An 18,929-nucleotide genomic window follows, 5' to 3' on the forward strand; every position below is an offset into this window, starting at 1 on the left:
TAAGGATCGCTCAAAGTGCCTCCTTATAGATTGGGTATCCGGTCTGTACGTGCGCAGCATCAACGCCCATGCCCAGCAGCAAGCCGTGTATCGACTTTTCAAAAGAGCGCGGGCCACAGACATAATAATTGGAAGCGTCTTTATGGACCACCTGCCGCAACAGATTTTCGGAAATGTGCCCCGTATACCAGCCTTTCCCCGTTGGCACCGGACTCCGACTCACAACACAGGTAAAGCCATGACTTAAGAGGGATGCGAGTTCCTCCTCATAGAGCATGTCGGACGGTTCGCTAATGGCATAAACCAGGTGATGATCCGGATACAACTGTTTACCTTGGGCCGCAAGCTCCCGTAGGAGAGGTAGAAATGCAGTAATGCCGGTACCGGCAGCAAGGAATACCCCGGGGCCAATATACCTGTATACTTCCCAGGGAGCGGTTATCTGTAAAGTGGCCCCCGGCCAAAGGCGGGATAGGCTGCCAGTGAGACTCCCCGGGTTTGGGCGGATTTTCACGATCAGCTCAAGATAGGGGTCCGCGGGACGGTTGAACAAGGTAAAAGGAGCCACATCCAGCTCATGTCCTGGTTCCGCAATACTTACATCAATAGCCTGACCCGGTCTAAAGGTGTAACCGTCTGGTTTTTCCAATTGCAGTCGGAAGATATCCTGGTTAACGCGCTCAATCCCGAGAAGACTGACCTGATAGGGAAAAATAAATCCTCGCATGGTGTGTTGTTTAGTCAATTTATCTATTGGATTCGTGTACGCCCCTGGGGTTACATCTGATAACACATCCGGCGCATATACCTCCAAACCCAGCCTGAAATAAAAGGAGTAGGTCCTCAGTCTCAGTTGCCTGTACGATCGCTTTGCGCTAGTAATGGAATCCGAACAGTAATGCCCAGGTCAATTTAAACCACATCACAATCGTCCGGTCGGCATGCTCTCTCTGCATCAAATTAGCAACAAAACCTGCAGGATGTGTGCTAAAAAACCAGGGGCGTGCCCGGAAAAAACTCTCAAAAAAATAAAATTCTGGGCGCCAGGGAGATAGAAAACCCTTAAAAAAATTTTAACATCCAGCGGATAGGGTAAACGGGTATATAACTGTTATAACCCCAAAAAACAACACACCATGAAACGAGTAAACATGAAACGAACGATTCAATCTGTAATCCTCGCAACGGCAGTAACCGCTTTTACTGCATGCAGCAGCGACGACCGAGGTGAATCCATGCCGGAGGAAACCTCGCAGACAACCTTTAAAATCACCGATGCCCCTATTGACGACGCCCAGGTGGAAGGCGTCTTTGTCACCCTGGCCGACGTCCGCGTCGACGGGCAGTCCCTGGAGGGATTCTCCAAGACCACCATCGAACTTTCCGCCCTGGTGGAAGGGCAAACCCTGACACTCGGGGAGCTCGACCTGGCTGCGGACAGCTATTCCTCCCTGGAACTGGTCCTGGATACGCAAACCGATGCGGCCGGGAACACCCCGGCCAATTACATCGCCCTGGCCAACGGGACAAAAGAGGAGCTCGAGGCTTCGGCCGAAACCATCCGCGTGACCGACGGCTTTGAGGTCATCGCCGGTGCAGCCAACGAAATCGTCATCGATTTTGACCTGCGGAAAACCATCACCAAGTCGCAGGGGGCCCTGGAGGCCGATTACGCCTTTGCCTCCACGAGCCAGCTCGAGGCAGGTATCCGCGTGGTTAACGAACAGGCAACCGGCGAGATTGAAGGTACTGTTACCGATTCCCAGGACTACGCAGAAACCATTATCGTTTACGCCTACCCGGAAGGGACCTTCAATGCGGAGGCTGAAACCCAGGGCGAAGTGCAATTTGCCAATGCGGTGACCAGCAGCAAGGTGAGCGGCCTGGACAATTCCTACAGCCTGAATTTCCTGGAGGAAGGCACTTACGAGCTGGTCTTTGCATCCTATGAGGAAACCGAAGGCAGCGTGAATTTTGCAACCCTCCTGGAAGTGGAATCCACCACCGGGCTGAACCTCGGGGCACTGACCCTGTCCGCCGCCCTGCAACTCAGCGCGAACGTAACCGTAACCGGGACGTTGTAACCCCGGATAAAACCGGATCAAATATCTGAATGAAGCCCCAGCGGAATGCCGTTGGGGCTTATTTATGCTCCCTATCGGAGCGAATAGTGGCAGCAAATCCATTGGAGCAAATATTCGAACCGTCCGGGCACCCCTGTCCCCTGTGATCATCTTATCTTATGGGTATTCAAGTTAATAACAACAAAAACCCATATCATGACGAATGAAGAATTGAAAGGAAAATGGAATCAGGTGAAAGGCAAGTTCAAGCAACGCTATGGCAACCTGACGGACGACGACGTCACCTTCTCAGAAGGCAAGTTCGACGAAATGCTTGGGCGCATCCAGGAAAAAACCGGGAAGCGCAAGGAGGAAATCCGCAAGGAGATCGAAAGTTGGTAGGATCCCCGAGATTGAAAACCGCAAAAAGCCTCCGTTGGGGGCTTTTTTTTGTCGATACGGCATTGCTTGCCTGGCGGCAAGCTTCCCTACTCGCTCCATCAACACATTCTCAATAAGGAACAAGTCAAAACTTCGCGGTGGGATTGCTTGCCTGACGGCAAGCTTCCCTACTCGCTCGTTTTGAAAACCAAAAAAAGAAACGCTTCGCTTACTTCCAAAAAAGAAGCGAGCTTCTTTTTTGGAAGCCCGCTCGCATTTCACTCTTTTTTTGGTTTATTCGTACCTCGGGTGGGATTTATGAATTCATTTTTTTTGACTCAAAATGCCTCTATTTATCTGTTTATCAGATTTTTAAATTGTTAAAGTTCTCTGCTGATTTCCTTCTATTTCCTATTTTTAGTCCTAAACCGTCACTTTTCCGTCACCTGAAAATGGCCGTACATCTAAGAAGTCGAAAACTGAAATCGGGAGATAGAAGTCTCTATTTGGACATTCACCACCATGGCGATCGTTGGAGGGAATTCTTAAAAATACGTATTTCCCCTAAGGATTCTGATCGGACGGAGAAAAAACGAATTGCAGAAAGAATTAGGGCTAATAGAGAATTGGAACTCCTCTCCCAGTCAACCGGACATATTCCAAGTCACCTTACGAACTTGAACTTTTTTGACTTTGCCGAGAATTATCTCAGCAATTATCCATTTAAGGATGTTCGAATTGTACATAATGCCGTTCAAAAATTCAAAGTGGCTTTGGGAAATACCAGATTGACTTTTGCCCAAATTACCCCTAAGGTCATGGAAGCTTTTAAGGACTATCTGATTCATGAATCCGGGCTTACGGGCGAAACCGCGCATAACTATTTCACTCGTTTCAAGAAAATTTTAAAGGCGGCCAAAATTAAAGGATATTTAAGGGAAATGCCTACGGCTGATATTCGCTTTGCGAATCCGAATAAGGACGATACGATCCGGAAACAAGTTCTTGATACGAAAGAATTACAGATTCTGGCTACAACTCACTGCGGAAATTCAGAAGTAAAGCGAGCTTTCCTCTTTGCCTGTTATACTTCCCTGGGCCTGGCAGAAATTAAGCTACTGAAATGGTCGAACATCAATAAAGGCCGCTTGATTACATACCGAAACAAAACGGGAGAAATAATCAATAATCGCCTGAATCCAACAGCCCTAATCATTTTAGGTGAACCAAAAGGTCGAAATGAATTTGTTTTTCAATTGCAAAAGTTGAGTAACAACGGGGTAAATAAAGCAATTGAATACTGGGTGAAACGGGCAGGGATCCAAAAGCACATTACCTTCTATTGTGCCCGGCACACGTTCGCCTGCCAGCTCCTTATTCACGGTGCGAATTTAAAGACCGTAGCAGATGCCATGGGTCACAGCTCAACACAAAGTACCTTGAAATACCTGAATTATGTGCAAAAACTACAAGACGAGGCGATCGACAAATTACCGGTTCTTCAAATTGACTGATTTCACATTGAGAACGCTGTCAAAACCATTTCGCTTACCCATGATGCTACGGAATTGAGTTTTGATATATTATATCTTGTAAGATATCAATGAAGATTATGGATAGTATTTTTATACACATACCTCAACGGTAAATCGAGAGGTCGCAATAAACTAAAGTTAACAACACGAGGAGTTCTGCTGAATAGGTGGACAGGCCACAGTACCGTAAGAACAGAATACACAGCAATCCCCGTCATTTGGTTTTAATACTTGATTGCAATTATCACATTCATAAAAGAATTGACAGGCCGTGGTTGGCATTTCTTCTGCCTTTTTGTGACCGCATTCTGGGCAGGTAATCGTAGATTTTAATATAGTAGTTTCCATAAATAATAGTTAGAGCATATAGGTTAGGTCAGATGCCATTGTAGGATATGAAAATATCATTGTCCGCAAATCGCTTATGGTCATCTTGGTCTTTATCGCCATTGCGAAAAGATTGATGGTTTCTTCACAATGAGGCCCGATAAGATGTGCGCCCAAAATGGTATTGTTATCTTTATCGATGATTGTTTTAAAAGCATATTCATCCATATTCAGGTGTAGACTTCCCAAAAAATCAACTTCTTGTTCTAGGAAAAAGCAAGTACAAAAACCAATATTGTCGTTATCAAGAACAAAAGCACTATGGCAAGTATGCCATAAACTCTGTCTTTCCTACTAATACCATCTTTTGTGGGTTTTCTTTTATTTTTTCTTCGTTTCCTTCGATTCTCGCTCATCATCATACAATTAAAAATTCAGAGTGATTTCAGCGTCGTTCTTAATCTTAAATGACTTAATGCCGCTATGCGACTATTTATACTTACTCCAATATTTATACTTACTCCAATTAGTCATGATAAACAGCGTTACCAGAGTTTATATCACATACATATGAGGGGTATATAGACCGACTTTTGCCGTAGTTATGTTATTTGGCATAACTCTTAATTTTTCCATCTTCTTCTTTTGGATTCCTGACCTTTCTAAAATATAACCCCTTGGACTGTATTTGATTAACGTAATGTGGCCGTTATTTCTCCGCAGGTTAACATTTCCTCTCCGTAATACGGATTACGAATCTCCTTTTCCAGACTTACCCAGTATGCACCATTGTTGCTATCTGCCATTGGACAGTAATTGCTGAAAACGGTTTGATTAATGCCGAAAAGCTGTATTGTGCTTATCATATGGGCCGATAAATGCTTGAAATGACTTCTTTGTTCAGCAATTTCAGTGGCAATTGCAATAGCATTGGCAGAGGCTCTTATTTCCTTTTGAAGAGTCATCCAATGGTTATGAGCCTTATCATTTTCAAGTAATTTCATATCTACCCCGTCAAGGCTTTTCCCGATTTCTTTTGCAGAAGACTGGGCTTTACCCGCGTTGTCGGCGACCAAGGCATCTTTTAAAAGCGTGTACCCTTCAAAAACAACTTTCAGCTGCTCTTGAAAATTATTGGAAACCTTTAAACGCTTGTCCATTTTGGCATGATCAACAGTAGGTTCGGACGTTTCGCTACTTTCTGGTTGCATTCCTAAATGTCCTTCGTGACCCGTCATCGTCTTGCCGCCTTTTGCATTCATCATCGATTTTTTTCCTTGCAACTGGGCAGCGGCATCCACTGTAAAGGTTCCGTTGGTCACTATTTCATCGCCGCCTTCCAGTCCGCTCAAAATGGTAAAACTTTCGCCGTTGGTATTTCCCAATGAGACTTCCCTCATTTCAAAAATCGGTTCGTCGGGGTTGGTCTTTACATAGACGACAGAACGTTCGCCCGTCCACATCACCGCGGTTGAGGGAACGCTTATCACTTTACCCGACTCATCGTTCGGCATATCTATTCTTCCCTCTACGAACATCCCAGGTTTTAATAGGCCTTCCGAATTGTTAAGTACAGCACGGACCATTACCGTTCTCGTAGTGGAATTCAACAGTGGATCCACAAACGATACCTTTGCCGTAAATTCTTTGTTCGGATATGCATTGGTAGTAAGCTTGATTATTTGACCTGTCTTTAGGGATGCTATCTGATTTTCATAGGCATCAAATACCGCCCAGACAGAATTCAGGTTTGCTATTTTATAGAGAGGCTGGCCCTGTTTAACATAGTCTCCTTCTTCGACCAGTTTTTCTGTTACCGTTCCAGATACAGTGGCATAAACGGGAAAGTTTTCTTGAACTTGTCCTGACTCCTCAATACCATTGATTTGTTTATCAGATAGCTTCCATAATTTTAGCTTGTTACGGACGGCCTTGTATAAAGCAGGCTGGGATTCTTTCAACGATGTCGCGGTTAACAATTCCTGCTGTGCCGACACCAGTTCAGGGGAATAAATTGTAGCAAGTAGTCTTCCTTTCGCCACCCTTTCTCCGGCATAGTTTACATACAATCTTTCAATCCTGCCTCCAAAATAAGTAGCCTGTACAGCGTTGGCCTCTTCGTTTTCCCTAATCTTCCCTGAAAGTTTTAAGGAATTTCCATCCATGCCGCCCACACCGACCACAGTAGTACGTATGTTGGCCAAGGCCATAGCATTTTCGGTCATCCTAATTTCATTGGCACTAAGACCTTCGGTCCCGGTATCCGCTGGAATCAAATCCATTCCACAAATAGGACAATCGCCAGGTTCTGGCTGCATAATTTGTGGATGCATAGAGCAGGTCCACATTTGTTCGGCCGTTTCGCCAGAGTGGTCGTGCGTATCTGACATATCTGACAAGTCCTTTACCGCTATCTCATCCTCCGCCGAAATGCTGAAAATAAAGTATCCCGCCAAGAGTCCTACGATAAGGGCCGTTCCAATATAAATGATATTTTTGTTCATAACTTGTTTGTTGTATTGTTCTACAATGTTATTCTTCCTGAAGGCGATTTATCATTGCTTTCATTTCAGAAATTTCTCTCTCTTGGGCTCTAATGATTTCTTCAGCCAGTTTTTTTACTTCCGGGTCTTTTAAATCGGCTCTTTCACTTGTTAAAATGGCTATAGAGTGGTGTGGTATCATCGCTTTCATCCAAAGTATGTCACCGACAGTAGAACGTTGCTCCCTTACCAAGATCAAAGCCCCTGTAAAGAGGATAATACTTCCCAGAACTATAGCCACATTCTTCGTTTTATTTTGGTACATACCACGCATTGCTACAAACATTATGATGGCCATAGCTGCGATACCAAGGCAAACCATATAGAATCGCGTAAGGCTAAACCAAACATGGTCCCATTCATAGGTGTTCAGATACATGGTGATATACATTGCCAAAAAGGAGCAGGAAAGCATTGCAACAAAGCGTGTATACTGATTTTTTGATTTTCCTGAAGTTGTGTTTTCGATTGAATTCATGCTTTTTGGTTATTTTATTACTAATTATTTAAATTTCTTCTTCAGTTTTCTGATTGATAGGGAACTGATGTACCATAGTACAAAACCACTTAAGACTGTTATCAATCCTAAAAGTGAAAATGCCCTTAATAGGACCGTGTTGAAATCATCCCTTCCCTGATAATCCATTGTATGAGTCATCCAAAGGAAATCAAACCAACGCCAATCCCTGTGTCTTACGGTTTGAAATGCACCATTTTCAATAGCAACATAGGCCTTTAAATTTTGAGGTGTTTCATACGAAATTTCATAAGCCGGAAGTGGACGACCTCGATATTCGTGATGTTTATCTACCGTATCGATTCGTTGAATTTCAGCTATTTTTAAATCGGCTAACATATACCTACTTGCAACTTGCTGTGCCTCTTCTTTAGAGATTCCATTTTTCTTTCGACCTGTTCTAGCATTATAAAGCTGTGCTTCATTAATCCAATAGTAGGGCTCATTTGCTATTTCCAGTAGTTCCAAAGATTGGACGGGTTCTTTTGTGGCAAGTTGGGATGTGCCGAGCAAATCATTAAAAGAAGTCTGCACAGGTGATGCCTTTTTATAATGATCACCGTGTATCTCGTCTATGTCTGTCCAGCTGAAATACATACCGCTTATTGTCCATATCAGAAACTGAATACCTAAAAAGAGGCCCAAGTAGCGGTGTGTTTTTCTAATCCATTTTGCTGTTTTTCTACTGACCATCCTACTCTATTTTAAAAGGAAATTCAATCGAGACTTTTTTCCAACTCATTGAGATTGTTCCAGAGGTTTCTGTTGCTTTAACTATTCTATACTCCAAATGTTCCTTGATTTCTTCTGTAGTCTTAGGCGTGACTTTTAACCTTAAACCAACATCACTTGCATTAAAGGGAAGTAAACCATCAAAAATTTTGCGGTTTCGAACTCCTGGCGACGAATAATCAATAGGAATTTGCGCATCGCCCACCATAGTCATTGTTTCGGTATGCGGACTAAATGGTTTTTTCTTATCGGATTCAGCGGCTTGAGAAACTGTTTCTACTTCTTTCGTCACATTTTCTTTGGGCCCTTTACATTCTTGTTTGCAGGAAGCGATAAGGAAAATACCAAATACTACTATCATGTTTTTCATTCGTGATGCTCTTAATTTGTGTATCCCTAAAGTATTCTTGTTAACATAACGACTGCCATTGCAATCATAATGGCGTTTTCGATAAAGGTAGCTTCGGTCATTGGTAGTTTGAGTGCTGTCCCCAGACAAGCGCATTGTATTGATTTTTTGTCCAGTAATATTTTGGTAACGCCCACGGTTGTAATTCCCAAAATGACTAGCGTAGCAATCAATGCGATAGGTATTTCAAAACGTATCAAGAACATCAATCCCAGCGCTGATTCGATAAATGGATATACCCAGGCATAGGCTGGCACTACTTTTGCAAGCGGGTCATACATTCTAAAACTATCTGGAAAGCCTTTCAAGTCCAAAATCTTAAAGAAGCTGAAAACAATGAAAAACAACCCCATAAAGTCGAGCATTGCACTATTCCAATTTTCCCGCTGATAGTTCAGTAATATTGTTGCAATAGCGATATACCCTAAAATGATGAGCAAGGGTTTGAGCTGTTGTAGTTTTGATTTTTCAGTCTCCCCCTTCGCGAAAAAGTTATTTGCATCATTATCAGTACTCACCAAAGCATTTTTCTCTGCCCTCTTTTCTGAAATGGTATATTTTTCGGAAAGAACTTTTTGAAATGTTGCAGTATCAATATAGCTATCCATTTGTATAACGGCTTCTTCCTTTTCGAGGTTTACGGATGCGTTTGTGACACCGCTTACTTTTGAAAGCTTATCCTCAACACTAGTACGACAACCATTGCAGGTCATCCCTTGTATGTGATAAGTGTGTTTCATAATTACTTTATAAAGAATTTTACAATCAGTCCACCTACCAACCACACATAACAGATATAAGCAGCATATTTTAGAACGCTTTCCAGAAATGGGCTCTTCGGTGCCATTTCGCTCATTGAGTGCTCTACATCCTTCCTCTTGAAAAACCCCAAGTATATCAGAAATGCTGAAATTGCGAGGAAGGAAATGTTTAAATAGAAGGTATAGTCAATTTTGAAATGATCCTTATCCTGAAACTTGACCTGTGAGGGGTCTGGCAATATACTCATCAGGTCAAAAGAGTAATGCAACACCAATGAGGCTACTATTAATGCGGTGAATAATAGGAATAAAATAAAAATCGACATTTTCCAGCCGTAATATTTAGCGTTGATTCGCAGTACTGGAAAGACCACCAAGTCGCTAAAAATAAAGGCCATAACCCCAGCAAAACTCACGCCCTTGCCAAATAGTAATGCTGCCAAAGGAATGTTGCCCATAGACCCAATGAAAGTTAAAAATGCTGCGACAGGCCCAACGATGACATGTTCGAGTATTTCCAAAAATGTAAAATCGGTATTTCCCTGGCCACTATTTATGAATAGTGTTTGGAAAAATGAATCAGGGACGAATGCTGCTACTATTCCGGCAATTGTAAAGCCTACGGTTACGTCTTTCCACACCATCTGCCATTCCATCTTGTATTTCTTGGCAACTCGTGCCCAGCTATTCTCTTGCTGAATCTGCTTTTTCCAGTCTTGGTTGTCAGACATTTCATCATCTTCCTGCCCTTCTAGATTTTTACGTGCTTCTTCAATCAGTTTTATGGGGTTGACAGTACGGATGAGAATCCACGAAATTAATATCAATAACAAGCCCCCCATATATTCACCGACCACAAATTGCCATCCTAAAAAAATTGAAATGATAATTCCTAATTCTATAACTAAATTGGTCGATGCCAATAAGAATGCGACAGAAGAGACAAAGCTCGCCCCCTTCTTAAATAGAGACTTTGCACTTGCCAAAGCCGCAAAACTACACGAGCTGCTAATGAACCCGAAAAACGTACCCAACAGCACACTTTTGGATTCGTCTTTTCCCATAGTTCTCTGCATTCGTTTTTCGGTCACAAATATCTGTATCATACTACTTATGATGTAGCCCAAAATGAATGCCCAAAGCGCCATCCAGAAAAACCCGGTAGTCGTATAGGCTGCTTCTCCCCATTGTTGTAAAAATTCACTCACAGGTTAAATTTTATTATTTTGCATTTCTGGATGATGAATGTGTTTTTATTATCTGCCATTTACCATCTACCCTTTTAAGGATAGAAGTTGCCACCCCCTTTTTCTTTATCGTTCTACCCTCGCCTTTATCATTTGGGTTGAGAACGATGGTGTAGATGTAGGTTTCAGTAGTAAATGCGTAGGGCAAGTCCACTTCTACATCAATTTGATAATCTGAAAAATCAAACTTTTTGAAATGCTCTAATTCTGGTCCTAGGTGATGTTCTATGTAGTGCGCATAGGAGCCCTCGACTCCACCGGATTCAAATACTTCTGAGTCGCTTGCAAATAACTCGTAAGTACCTTCGGTCGTAAGGTTTTGTAGGGCCTCTTTATATGATTTCATTACTTTAAGCACAGCTTCTTTTTCCTTCTTCGCATTTTGACAGTACACTTGACTCGTGGTTATTGCGAAAAGCGTTAAGATTGTAGTTAATTTTCTCATCTTTTTAAGTTTTAAGGTTATTTACTCGAATTCTATTCACATTTGCAATACCAAAGACGAGCACAAAAAATCTAAGGGCCACTTCAAGGACCACCAAGGTTTTAGCTGTAACGGTTATTGGAACTATATCGCCGTATCCCACAGATGAGAATGTAATCAAACTGAAATAGGACATGTTGAAAAATGCCAACAGTCCATTACTTCCCGAACTATTATTTATTTTAAAATGAGCAGAATCAATAAGGTGTAATGCCGTGTAATCTATTGCAAATGAAAAAACTATCAGTATGATTAGATATCCGAACAAAACCAAAACGTGGCTCAATAAATGGCTCTGACCAATAATTTTCATCAATTGATTAAAGGATAAGGCTATTATAAAACCTATCTTACTTAGCGTAAGTGCTAAAAGTATAATCACAACATAAGAAGCATCAATATTAGGCAGGACATAGAGCCCGATAGCAGTAGCAAGAAGCACAATCAATAGTACGTACTTTGAACTATTGAAAAGTTGCCAATAAAAGGCAGCTGTGGTTTCTATATCTTTTTCTTCACTCACTCCTTTGAGGGGTTTACAAAAATTTCGTCATAAGTCTTTGTCTCGGTTTCGTTTATACGCCTAACAATGTATTTTTTTTGTATGCCCTTCCTATTTTCAAGGCCCATTGAACCCAGTAACTCTTTAAAAGCTTCCATCGTGTTTTTATGGTAATTTGCCACTTTGGCCTTCTTATCTTCCACAACTAAAGATTTTACCCTCGACGGCTCCATTGTGGTAATTCCCGTAGGACATTTGTCCAAATTGCATTTTAACGATTGTACACAGCCCAGGGCAAACATCATTCCTCTGGCACTATAGCATGCATCTGCTCCAAGTGCGAGCATTCGATAGATATCAAAAGCCGAAATGATTTTCCCTGCAGCCATTAATTTTATCTCATCGCGAATCTTGTGTTTTACTAACGTAGAATGCGCAAAATGAATGGCCTCTACTATTGGCAGCCCTGCCCAATGTAGGGATTCCATATGGGCAGCGCCCGTACCTCCTTCGGCACCATCGATGGCTATGAAGTCTGGATAATTTTGATTTTTAGCCAAACTTTGAGCCATACTATCAAATTCATCTTTCTGCCCGATACATAGTTTTATTCCTATAGGTTTGCCATTGGAAAGTTTTCTCAATTTATCAATGAAAAAAATCATTTCCTCATCGCTTCCAAAGGCTGAGTGATGCGGAGGTGATAAAATTTGTTTACCCTTTTCAACAACCCTGAATTTTGCAATTTCTTCTGTGTTTTTCTTTGCAGGTAGTATCGCACCAAATCCTGGTTTGGCCCCTTGTGAAATTTTGATCTCGATCATTTTTACTACCTCATGCAAGGCGATATCCCTAAACTTTTCAGTGTCAAAATTACCTTCTTTGGTACGGCATCCGAAGTAACCGGTTCCGATTTGAAATATGATATCAGCACCATATTCTTGGTGATAAGGCGTAAAACCACCTTCGCCCGTATTCTGGGCAAAACCAGCAATTTTAGCACCGCCATTAAGGGCCAAGGTTGCGTTTTTGCTAATTGAGCCGTAGCTCATTCCTGACAGATTTAGTATGCTTGAAGAATAGGGCTGTGTGCACAAAGAACTACCCACCGTTACCCTGAAATCATCGTTTACTTCTTTTACCGGATAGGTGGAATGTGTAAACCATTCACGACCCACCTTATCATACGGTATTTGTGTGCCAAAAGGCTGGCTTTTATTAGCATCCGCGGCACGCTTATAGATTATTTCCTTTTGTATCCAGTTAAAGGGCTTTCCTTCCGCCCTGTTCAGGAGAACGATTTCTTGGAATACATGCCGTTGTTTTTCCAGAAGATTGGTTATTCTTCCAAATAATGGATAGGTACGCCTTATGTTGTTGGATTTCTGACAATAATCGATCAGTCCTAAAATCAACAAAGGAATTATTATTAAAGCGACACCCCACCATAAAGGGTACAAAATGAGCATGGCTGCCAATACCAAAACCAATAAAACGCTCATAATAATAAATCCTCTTCTCATTGTCCTTGATTCGTTAAAATGCCTATCACTTTCATTGTAGTCCAGCCTTCTATATAATCCAACTGCGAACCATGATGTCCTGCCTCGGACAATGCTATTTCAAATCCACGGTGCATTTTGATCCAAAACAGGCTTATTATTTTCAGATTAGCAGCAAGGACACTTGACCATAGTGTTCAATCGGCATATTAATCGTGTTATGCCAATACACGTTTTGCCATTTCTGTTAATCCCTCTGAACGCCGATGTACCCAAATACTGGCCACATACGTCCCAATAAACCAAGATGAAAAAATATACTGGCAAGGGTCAATTTGGCCAAAAGAAATTGTTTTGTTTTGCTGTTTGTTATTGCTTGTATCGCAACAATCTTTCATGCTATTCATTCTTTGTGCCTGTCAAGGGAAGGGCATTAAACACTAACCATTTACTAAATATTCCCTTCCCATAACAGGACTTTGTTCATCGACACTATTGTCTGGGCAGAAATGGGAAATGCTAAATAATTAACCAAATAAAAACGCTTCCCAAGCCCGCCTAGAGCTATATCTTACTATACTTTTTCCTTTATAAACTTCTTGCAAATCAAAAAAATCAGCCATGGCAATATTGTAAACTGAAGTACGGGAGACAGGCCCACTTCTACTATTGGCAATCGCGGCATGGCATCGGCATAGGACCAATCACCCCTAGCGGTATGCCAAACCTCAGCCAGGATCGCCCCGAAAAATCCGACAAGGACCAAGAACAATATTCTTTTCAACCCCCAATTTTGCATCCAATACACATCTTTAAAAATGAGTCCGAATGCAAAAAGAAGTATGAATACCATCAACATATCGGCGACGGATGCCAAAGCACAGAAGGAAATATGTTTCAAATCGTATTCGAACCCTTCGTACAGTGGGCCCTGAGTTAGCTCCCATATAAAATTCAACATAAAAGCCGTTACTGCCACTGCAAACACAAACCTCTTATATTCCCCTTCGTCTTTTACCTGTTTCGCAAAATATAAATAGCCCAAAATGACCAAAGTCAACACTATGGTGGGCACAACGAAAATGCCAAGGGTTAATTCTTCCATTTATTTTCTATTTAGACTGCTTTTGTAGCACTAAAATTGGCGTTCAATTCTATGGCCAATACCAACCGGATATTACCTGAAAGGGAAGGGGCTAACCAACTAACCAACCAAACTAAATCGCCCCTTCCCATATCAGGCTTTAATTATTCGATTACTTCCGCCACCTTTCCACAACTGAGCATTTGGGCGCCGTAATATGGGTTACGGATGTCCTCGACAGAGGATAACCAATAGGCGCCCCCATTCAAGGCCATAGGACAAAAATCCTTATACAATTTGCCGGATGTTATTTTTCCTCTCAAAAGTGCTTCCATTTCAGTGCTCAGTTCTGAAAATGCTTTTCGCTGTACCTTTAAGATATCCGTAGCGGCAATCTTTTGTGATGCCGATAATGCGGCATCGGCACCTTCAACTTTACCAAGTGCTTCGTTCAACATCTCAGCACCCTTTTGGGCATCTCCAGGATTTGAACCGACCAGATCATTTTTTACGTGCTCATAATGTTCGTAGGCATAGGCCACATTCTCATTACCGAACTCAACAGGCGTTTGCTTCATTTCCATTTTGCTATGGTCATGGTTCAACTTTATCTTTTCCTGTGCGTAAGAAAAAGTAAGGGTCAGTATCACAACGGCTGAAACCCCGTTTTTCAAAATTTTCATTGTTACCCTTTTTAAGTTATTCAATTATAGACTGTCCTTTAATTTTGATACCCAATCCAAAACGATTTTCTTTTCGGTGTCCGAAAGTCTTGCATCCCTATGGATGAGGGTGTACGATGTAAGGGGCATTTCATCATCCTCGATTTGGCTTATAATGGATTTTAGTTTGCTATTCTTTCTTCGCGATGAATAGGAATCCCATTCATTAAAATTCAATTCTTCCTTGCCATGCTCCACATGGTCTTCCAAGTACCACGCTACCGGTTGCACCTTGTTGTACCAAGGATAGTCGGTATTGTTACTGTGGCAGTCATAACAAGAGGTCTTAATGATGCTCTCAACATTTTTTGGCACCTCGTTTACGACCATAAAGTCCGTTTTTGGTACCACATCGCTTTTATTGCGTTCGGTGGGCACAAATTGGATGCCCACCAATGCAACCAGCAAAATCCATCCTGTGACCTTTACCGCCTTCACTTAATTGATCTGCTTTTGTACACTACCGCAGGTCATCATTTTACTTCCGTAATAAGGGTTTTTTATTTCTTCAGTGGCACTCAACCATTGTGCTCCCTTATTATTGTTGTACATGGGACAATAGGCTTGGTAAAGTGTTCTTTCCGAACCTGTTATAGCCAATAGGTCAATGACATCTTTGCTCAAAATATCAAAGTGCTCGCGTTGGTGCCCGATGTCGCTTTTGGCTATATGTTCCGCATGCTCTGTGGCATCTTCAATAATGTCTGCTAACTCGGCCCGTTGTTGGACTGAAAATTTGCTCGTGTCAAAATCCTTAAGACTACCTTCCAGCTTTTCCCCTGCCGTTGCTGCACCGTCTTTATCATCTGATACAAGGGCGTTTTTGAGCGCTAGATAATCCGCGACGACTTCTGATGACATCATAGCCATTCCGCCCTGGTTCATATTATCTTGGTCCATTTGTGAATGGTCTTCCATGGTACCGTCCATGTGGCCGCTGTCATCCAGATGTTCGGTATTGTGGCCTTCTTGGTTTTCTTGCTCCTTATTCTTGTCTTTACAAGATGTGGCCATTAGGGCTATGATTGCCATGGCCAAGATTCCGGTTGTTACGTTTGCTTTTTTCATTTTCGGTTTTGATTTTAGATTTACAGTTTAAAATTTGTTTGTCCGATATTGTCAAGGACCTTTTTTAGATTTTCCTTTGTTTTTTTTGCTATTTCTTCGACATCCTTTTTAAGGGAAGAAGACCAGGTAACCGAAGTATCCTCCATTGAAACCTCTACCACCGATTCATCCTCTATCTCTTTAATGGTCACGTTACAGGGAAACAAGATGCCCATTTGAATATCGTTGGCGATTAGGTCAGCGGCGGTATCTTGGTCACAGACCAAGAGAATAAGATGCTTGGGCATATCTTTCATTATTACGCCCAAATATTCCTTAACATCGAATTCGGCCACGATATCAAGGCCCAACCTATCAAGTTGATCCTTCACATTCTTGACCGCTTCCCCAAAAGTGAGATTATATCTTTCTGTTACACAATAGCGGGTATTCATGCTCTCGCTATAATTTTGATTGGGAATCTCCCTTTTGTCTTTGCCGTTTTCCATCCTCTCGTTTTTAAAGTTTTCCGATCACATGCTCAAGCCTGGAAGTTATCTCATCGGCCACCTCGGTCAATTTTTCATTTTCTACTGCTTGCATCGAGGCCATCGGGTTTACCGCGGCAACTTCTACCGTACATTCCTCGATTTCCTGCACGATTACGTTGCAAGGAAGCATAGTGCCTATCTTATCTTCGGCCTCCAATGCTTTATGTGCGTAGGGCGGGTTACAGGCACCCAGAATTTTATACTTTTTGAAATCGACGTCCAATTTCTTTTTCAAGGTTTCCTTGACATCGATTTCGGTCAGAATACCAAAACCTTCGTTTTTTAGTTCCTCGGTAACCTTTTCGATTACTTTGTCAAAGTCTTCGTTCAGCGTTTTATTGAAATAATAGTTCATCTTCTTAGTTTTTAGAATTAATCGTTCGTTTTTGTTCTTCGTATTCCTCTTTTGACATTTCGCCCTTTGCGAAACGGTTGTCAAGGATAGCCATTGGATTTTCCTTGCTTTTAGAGCTTCGCGGACTTCCTCCTCTGAAAAGGAATATGGCCAATATCAAAATGATCGGTATCAGTATCCACCACCACATCATCATAGCTGTATCTTTTAATTGTTACATAAATTGTTCTCATTTCCAATGGAATTCGGGTGTTTACTGCCCTTTATTCTTCATTTTCTCTTTCATTTTTTGCATCATTCCGGGATTTTTTTCCATCATCTTCTGCATCATTTCTTCCATCATGTCAGGATTTGCTTCCATCATTTTTTTCATTCTTTCCTTCATTTCCTTTTTCATCATTTCATTGTTGTGCATTTTTTCCATCATCATCTTGCGGCCCTTTTCGCTTTCCATCATTTTATCCAGCATTTTGGAATGCATCTTTTTTTTCATTTCAGGATTCTTTTCCATCATTTGCTGCATATGGGCCTGCATTTTTTCCTTCATTTCAGGATTCTTGTCCATCATCATTTTCATATTTCCCGACTCCATCTGTTCCATATGGGTCTTCATCAATATCTTTTTGGCCTCTTCGTTTTTCCGAGCCTCACTGATGAAGTTTGTAAACTGTACCGGGTTCGAGATAATTTCCTGGTAAATGGCATTTCTATTTTCTTCGACCTGCATGGTCTCGGAAGCATTGAAAGTTGATTTGCATCCCGTAATTGTTCCAATAAATCCGATTACTACTAAAATCTTTACTGTCGTTTTCATGTTTTCCAATATTTTGGATTAATAAATCTTCTATACTGTGTCCGATTTTATATCGGACTAATCTTTTCTTTTCAAAAACCATTTTTCCCCTGTAAATATGAGTACCATCAGTACTGCTGCCACGACTACCACCAGTATATCGCTCAATGCCTTTATATACAGAAAAGCTCCCAGAACGATAAAATCCAGAAAGATGGCAGTTGCGATTATGTAGGTATTTGCCTTTATTTCCTTTTTCAGATTTTTTAAGATGCCCCAATGGATTCCGATATCCATAATCAGATAGAGGATCGCCCCCAAGGAGGCGATTCGTGTGAGGTCGAACAAAACGGTCAAGGTGATGGCTAAGACAACGGTGTATACCAACATATGCCTTTGGATACCACCCGACATACCAAAATGGTTATGGGGAATAAGCTCCATATCGGTAAGCATGGCCGTCATTCTAGATACCGCAAAAACACTTGCCACGACTCCGGAAATCGTGGCTACAATTGCGATACCTACCGTAAACCAAAGACCATACTTGCCAAAGGCCGGTTTTGACGCTTCTGCCAATGAGTAATCTTTGGCTTTTATAATTTCTTCTATGGAAAGATTAGATGATACCGCAAACGCGACCAATAGGTATACCAAGGTGCAAATGCCCAAAGAAATGATAATGGCCCTGCCTACATTTTTATTTGGATTTACAATTTCGTCCCCGCTATTGGTTATCGTGGTAAACCCCTTGTACGCCAAAATCGATAAGGCCAAAGCCCCTAAATAACTTGTTATTGGATACTCGCCCAAATCGCCGGATGGTAGTACCTCGCCAAAAGAATATCCGGCGGCCCAAAGTCCACCAATGGCAAAAATGGAAATACCGCCAATCTTCAAGATGGCCATGACCAAGGATGATTTGCCAATAACATTGTTTCCTGAAATATTGATCAAAAAGGCTACGACCAATAGCAGAACACCCAAAATCGGAACCCAAATACTATCATCGCCCACATCGAACAATTGTAAAGTATACGAGCCAAATGTTCGTGCGACCAGACTTTCATTAATGACCATTGAGAAGGCCATCAATAAGGCTCCGGAAGCGGTCAATGCACTCTTACCATAAATCTTTTTCAGGTAATTGGCTATTCCACCTGCGGATGGATAGGCATTTGACATTTTTATATAGGAGTATGCACTAAACCCTGAAATAATGGCACCGACCAAAAATGCAATGGGAAACCATTGCCCGGATAACTCAGCCACTTGGCCCAAAAGGGCAAAAATTCCCGCACCGATCATTACACCCGTACCCAAGGATACAGCTCCGGTCAAGCTCAGGCTATTTTTTTTGTATTGTGCCATTAG

The 18,929-nt window shown here is 41.8% G+C and carries 24 protein-coding genes; 3 read left to right on the forward strand and 21 right to left on the reverse strand.

Annotation, left to right across the window (positions count from 1 at the left end; genetic code table 11):
* Positions 1-10: 10 nt before the first annotated feature.
* Entirely contained in the window at positions 11-727 is a 717-nt protein-coding gene (locus tag RB2501_RS01300; RefSeq protein WP_041326884.1) for an FAD-binding oxidoreductase, read from the reverse strand.
* A 409-nt stretch (positions 728-1,136) separates the two neighbouring features.
* Here RB2501_RS01300 and RB2501_RS01305 point away from each other — a divergent pair, with 409 nt between their 5' ends.
* From RB2501_RS01305 to RB2501_RS15690, 3 genes are all read left to right on the forward strand, one after another.
* Entirely contained in the window at positions 1,137-2,084 is a 948-nt protein-coding gene (locus RB2501_RS01305; protein WP_238528085.1) for a DUF4382 domain-containing protein, read from the forward strand.
* A gap of 195 nt (positions 2,085-2,279) precedes the next feature.
* On the forward strand, positions 2,280-2,465 hold the full coding sequence (locus RB2501_RS01310) for a CsbD family protein (RefSeq protein ID WP_012813848.1): 186 nt from the start codon (positions 2,280-2,282) through the stop codon (positions 2,463-2,465).
* 485 nt (positions 2,466-2,950) lie between these two features.
* Entirely contained in the window at positions 2,951-3,958 is a 1,008-nt protein-coding gene (locus tag RB2501_RS15690; RefSeq protein ID WP_238528086.1) for a site-specific integrase, read from the forward strand.
* Positions 3,959-4,117: 159 nt separating this feature from the next.
* On the opposite strand, the gene RB2501_RS16350 is transcribed toward RB2501_RS15690, so the two are convergent.
* From RB2501_RS16350 to RB2501_RS01415, 20 genes are all read right to left on the reverse strand, one after another.
* Complete coding sequence (locus RB2501_RS16350; protein WP_083760665.1) at positions 4,118-4,327, reverse strand: GDCCVxC domain-containing (seleno)protein; 210 nt, start codon at positions 4,325-4,327, stop codon at positions 4,118-4,120.
* A 9-nt stretch (positions 4,328-4,336) separates the two neighbouring features.
* Positions 4,337-4,534 (reverse strand): hypothetical protein, encoded by a 198-nt coding sequence (locus tag RB2501_RS01320; protein ID WP_012813850.1) that lies wholly within the window; start codon positions 4,532-4,534, stop codon positions 4,337-4,339.
* 464 nt (positions 4,535-4,998) lie between these two features.
* A complete protein-coding gene (locus tag RB2501_RS01325) occupies positions 4,999-6,810 on the reverse strand; it encodes an efflux RND transporter periplasmic adaptor subunit (RefSeq protein WP_012813851.1) in 1,812 nt (603 codons plus the stop codon).
* A gap of 28 nt (positions 6,811-6,838) precedes the next feature.
* A complete protein-coding gene (locus RB2501_RS01330) occupies positions 6,839-7,327 on the reverse strand; it encodes a DUF305 domain-containing protein (RefSeq protein ID WP_148214265.1) in 489 nt (162 codons plus the stop codon).
* A 24-nt stretch (positions 7,328-7,351) separates the two neighbouring features.
* A complete protein-coding gene (locus RB2501_RS01335) occupies positions 7,352-8,059 on the reverse strand; it encodes a PepSY domain-containing protein (RefSeq protein WP_015752917.1) in 708 nt (235 codons plus the stop codon).
* Between the two features lies 1 nt (position 8,060).
* Positions 8,061-8,468 carry a DUF2911 domain-containing protein gene (locus RB2501_RS15695; protein ID WP_015752918.1) on the reverse strand — a complete coding sequence of 136 codons (408 nt, stop codon included), beginning with the start codon at positions 8,466-8,468 and terminating at the stop codon, positions 8,061-8,063.
* A 26-nt stretch (positions 8,469-8,494) separates the two neighbouring features.
* On the reverse strand, positions 8,495-9,247 hold the full coding sequence (locus RB2501_RS01350) for a heavy-metal-associated domain-containing protein (RefSeq protein WP_015752919.1): 753 nt from the start codon (positions 9,245-9,247) through the stop codon (positions 8,495-8,497).
* Between the two features lie 2 nt (positions 9,248-9,249).
* A complete protein-coding gene (locus RB2501_RS01355; RefSeq protein ID WP_041326885.1) occupies positions 9,250-10,476 on the reverse strand; it encodes a permease in 1,227 nt (408 codons plus the stop codon).
* A gap of 13 nt (positions 10,477-10,489) precedes the next feature.
* On the reverse strand, positions 10,490-10,960 hold the full coding sequence (locus tag RB2501_RS01360; protein ID WP_015752921.1) for a YybH family protein: 471 nt from the start codon (positions 10,958-10,960) through the stop codon (positions 10,490-10,492).
* Between the two features lie 4 nt (positions 10,961-10,964).
* On the reverse strand, positions 10,965-11,522 hold the full coding sequence (locus tag RB2501_RS01365; RefSeq protein WP_015752922.1) for an ion channel: 558 nt from the start codon (positions 11,520-11,522) through the stop codon (positions 10,965-10,967).
* Positions 11,519-13,024, reverse strand: a complete 1,506-nt coding sequence (locus RB2501_RS01370) for an FMN-binding glutamate synthase family protein (RefSeq protein ID WP_015752923.1) — start codon at positions 13,022-13,024, stop codon at positions 11,519-11,521. The genes RB2501_RS01365 and RB2501_RS01370 overlap by 4 nt, the downstream gene beginning before the upstream one ends.
* Before the next feature lie 553 nt (positions 13,025-13,577).
* Positions 13,578-14,108 (reverse strand): hypothetical protein, encoded by a 531-nt coding sequence (locus RB2501_RS01375; protein WP_015752924.1) that lies wholly within the window; start codon positions 14,106-14,108, stop codon positions 13,578-13,580.
* Positions 14,109-14,251: 143 nt separating this feature from the next.
* Positions 14,252-14,770, reverse strand: coding sequence for a DUF3347 domain-containing protein (locus RB2501_RS01380; RefSeq protein ID WP_015752925.1), 519 nt, complete (start codon positions 14,768-14,770; stop codon positions 14,252-14,254).
* 24 nt (positions 14,771-14,794) lie between these two features.
* On the reverse strand, positions 14,795-15,247 hold the full coding sequence (locus RB2501_RS01385) for a heme-binding domain-containing protein (RefSeq protein WP_015752926.1): 453 nt from the start codon (positions 15,245-15,247) through the stop codon (positions 14,795-14,797).
* On the reverse strand, positions 15,248-15,877 hold the full coding sequence (locus RB2501_RS01390; RefSeq protein WP_015752927.1) for a DUF3347 domain-containing protein: 630 nt from the start codon (positions 15,875-15,877) through the stop codon (positions 15,248-15,250). It abuts the gene before it with no gap.
* Positions 15,878-15,897: 20 nt separating this feature from the next.
* Positions 15,898-16,365, reverse strand: a complete 468-nt coding sequence (locus RB2501_RS01395) for a DUF302 domain-containing protein (protein ID WP_015752928.1) — start codon at positions 16,363-16,365, stop codon at positions 15,898-15,900.
* A 10-nt stretch (positions 16,366-16,375) separates the two neighbouring features.
* A complete protein-coding gene (locus RB2501_RS01400; protein ID WP_015752929.1) occupies positions 16,376-16,762 on the reverse strand; it encodes a DUF302 domain-containing protein in 387 nt (128 codons plus the stop codon).
* Between the two features lie 4 nt (positions 16,763-16,766).
* A complete protein-coding gene (locus RB2501_RS16460; protein ID WP_015752930.1) occupies positions 16,767-16,958 on the reverse strand; it encodes an SHOCT domain-containing protein in 192 nt (63 codons plus the stop codon).
* 57 nt (positions 16,959-17,015) lie between these two features.
* Entirely contained in the window at positions 17,016-17,576 is a 561-nt protein-coding gene (locus RB2501_RS01410; RefSeq protein WP_238528088.1) for a hypothetical protein, read from the reverse strand.
* A 57-nt stretch (positions 17,577-17,633) separates the two neighbouring features.
* Positions 17,634-18,926, reverse strand: a complete 1,293-nt coding sequence (locus RB2501_RS01415) for an APC family permease (RefSeq protein WP_015752932.1) — start codon at positions 18,924-18,926, stop codon at positions 17,634-17,636.
* Between the last annotated feature and the right edge of the window lie 3 nt (positions 18,927-18,929).

Source organism: Robiginitalea biformata HTCC2501 (genome assembly GCF_000024125.1).
Classification (GTDB): domain Bacteria; phylum Bacteroidota; class Bacteroidia; order Flavobacteriales; family Flavobacteriaceae; genus Robiginitalea; species Robiginitalea biformata.

Bases quoted from the DNA above. Each gene is read 5' to 3' on its own strand.
- RB2501_RS16350 (WP_083760665.1), bottom strand. From the start codon at position 4,327: ATGGAAACTACTATATTAAAATCTACGATTACCTGCCCAGAATGCGGT.
- RB2501_RS01310 (WP_012813848.1), top strand. From the start codon at position 2,280: ATGACGAATGAAGAATTGAAAGGAAAATGGAATCAGGTGAAAGGCAAG.
- RB2501_RS01360 (WP_015752921.1), bottom strand. From the start codon at position 10,960: ATGAGAAAATTAACTACAATCTTAACGCTTTTCGCAATAACCACGAGT.
- RB2501_RS01330 (WP_148214265.1), bottom strand. From the start codon at position 7,327: ATGAATTCAATCGAAAACACAACTTCAGGAAAATCAAAAAATCAGTAT.
- RB2501_RS01335 (WP_015752917.1), bottom strand. From the start codon at position 8,059: ATGGTCAGTAGAAAAACAGCAAAATGGATTAGAAAAACACACCGCTAC.
- RB2501_RS01390 (WP_015752927.1), bottom strand. From the start codon at position 15,877: ATGAAAAAAGCAAACGTAACAACCGGAATCTTGGCCATGGCAATCATA.
- RB2501_RS01300 (WP_041326884.1), bottom strand. From the start codon at position 727: ATGCGAGGATTTATTTTTCCCTATCAGGTCAGTCTTCTCGGGATTGAG.
- RB2501_RS01325 (WP_012813851.1), bottom strand. From the start codon at position 6,810: ATGAACAAAAATATCATTTATATTGGAACGGCCCTTATCGTAGGACTC.
- RB2501_RS01380 (WP_015752925.1), bottom strand. From the start codon at position 14,770: ATGAAAATTTTGAAAAACGGGGTTTCAGCCGTTGTGATACTGACCCTT.
- RB2501_RS01320 (WP_012813850.1), bottom strand. From the start codon at position 4,534: ATGGATGAATATGCTTTTAAAACAATCATCGATAAAGATAACAATACC.
- RB2501_RS15695 (WP_015752918.1), bottom strand. From the start codon at position 8,468: ATGAAAAACATGATAGTAGTATTTGGTATTTTCCTTATCGCTTCCTGC.
- RB2501_RS01370 (WP_015752923.1), bottom strand. From the start codon at position 13,024: ATGAGAAGAGGATTTATTATTATGAGCGTTTTATTGGTTTTGGTATTG.
- RB2501_RS01375 (WP_015752924.1), bottom strand. From the start codon at position 14,108: ATGGAAGAATTAACCCTTGGCATTTTCGTTGTGCCCACCATAGTGTTG.
- RB2501_RS01305 (WP_238528085.1), top strand. From the start codon at position 1,137: ATGAAACGAGTAAACATGAAACGAACGATTCAATCTGTAATCCTCGCA.
- RB2501_RS01415 (WP_015752932.1), bottom strand. From the start codon at position 18,926: ATGGCACAATACAAAAAAAATAGCCTGAGCTTGACCGGAGCTGTATCC.
- RB2501_RS01350 (WP_015752919.1), bottom strand. From the start codon at position 9,247: ATGAAACACACTTATCACATACAAGGGATGACCTGCAATGGTTGTCGT.
- RB2501_RS01400 (WP_015752929.1), bottom strand. From the start codon at position 16,762: ATGAACTATTATTTCAATAAAACGCTGAACGAAGACTTTGACAAAGTA.
- RB2501_RS01395 (WP_015752928.1), bottom strand. From the start codon at position 16,365: ATGGAAAACGGCAAAGACAAAAGGGAGATTCCCAATCAAAATTATAGC.
- RB2501_RS01410 (WP_238528088.1), bottom strand. From the start codon at position 17,576: ATGAAAACGACAGTAAAGATTTTAGTAGTAATCGGATTTATTGGAACA.
- RB2501_RS16460 (WP_015752930.1), bottom strand. From the start codon at position 16,958: ATGATGATGTGGTGGTGGATACTGATACCGATCATTTTGATATTGGCC.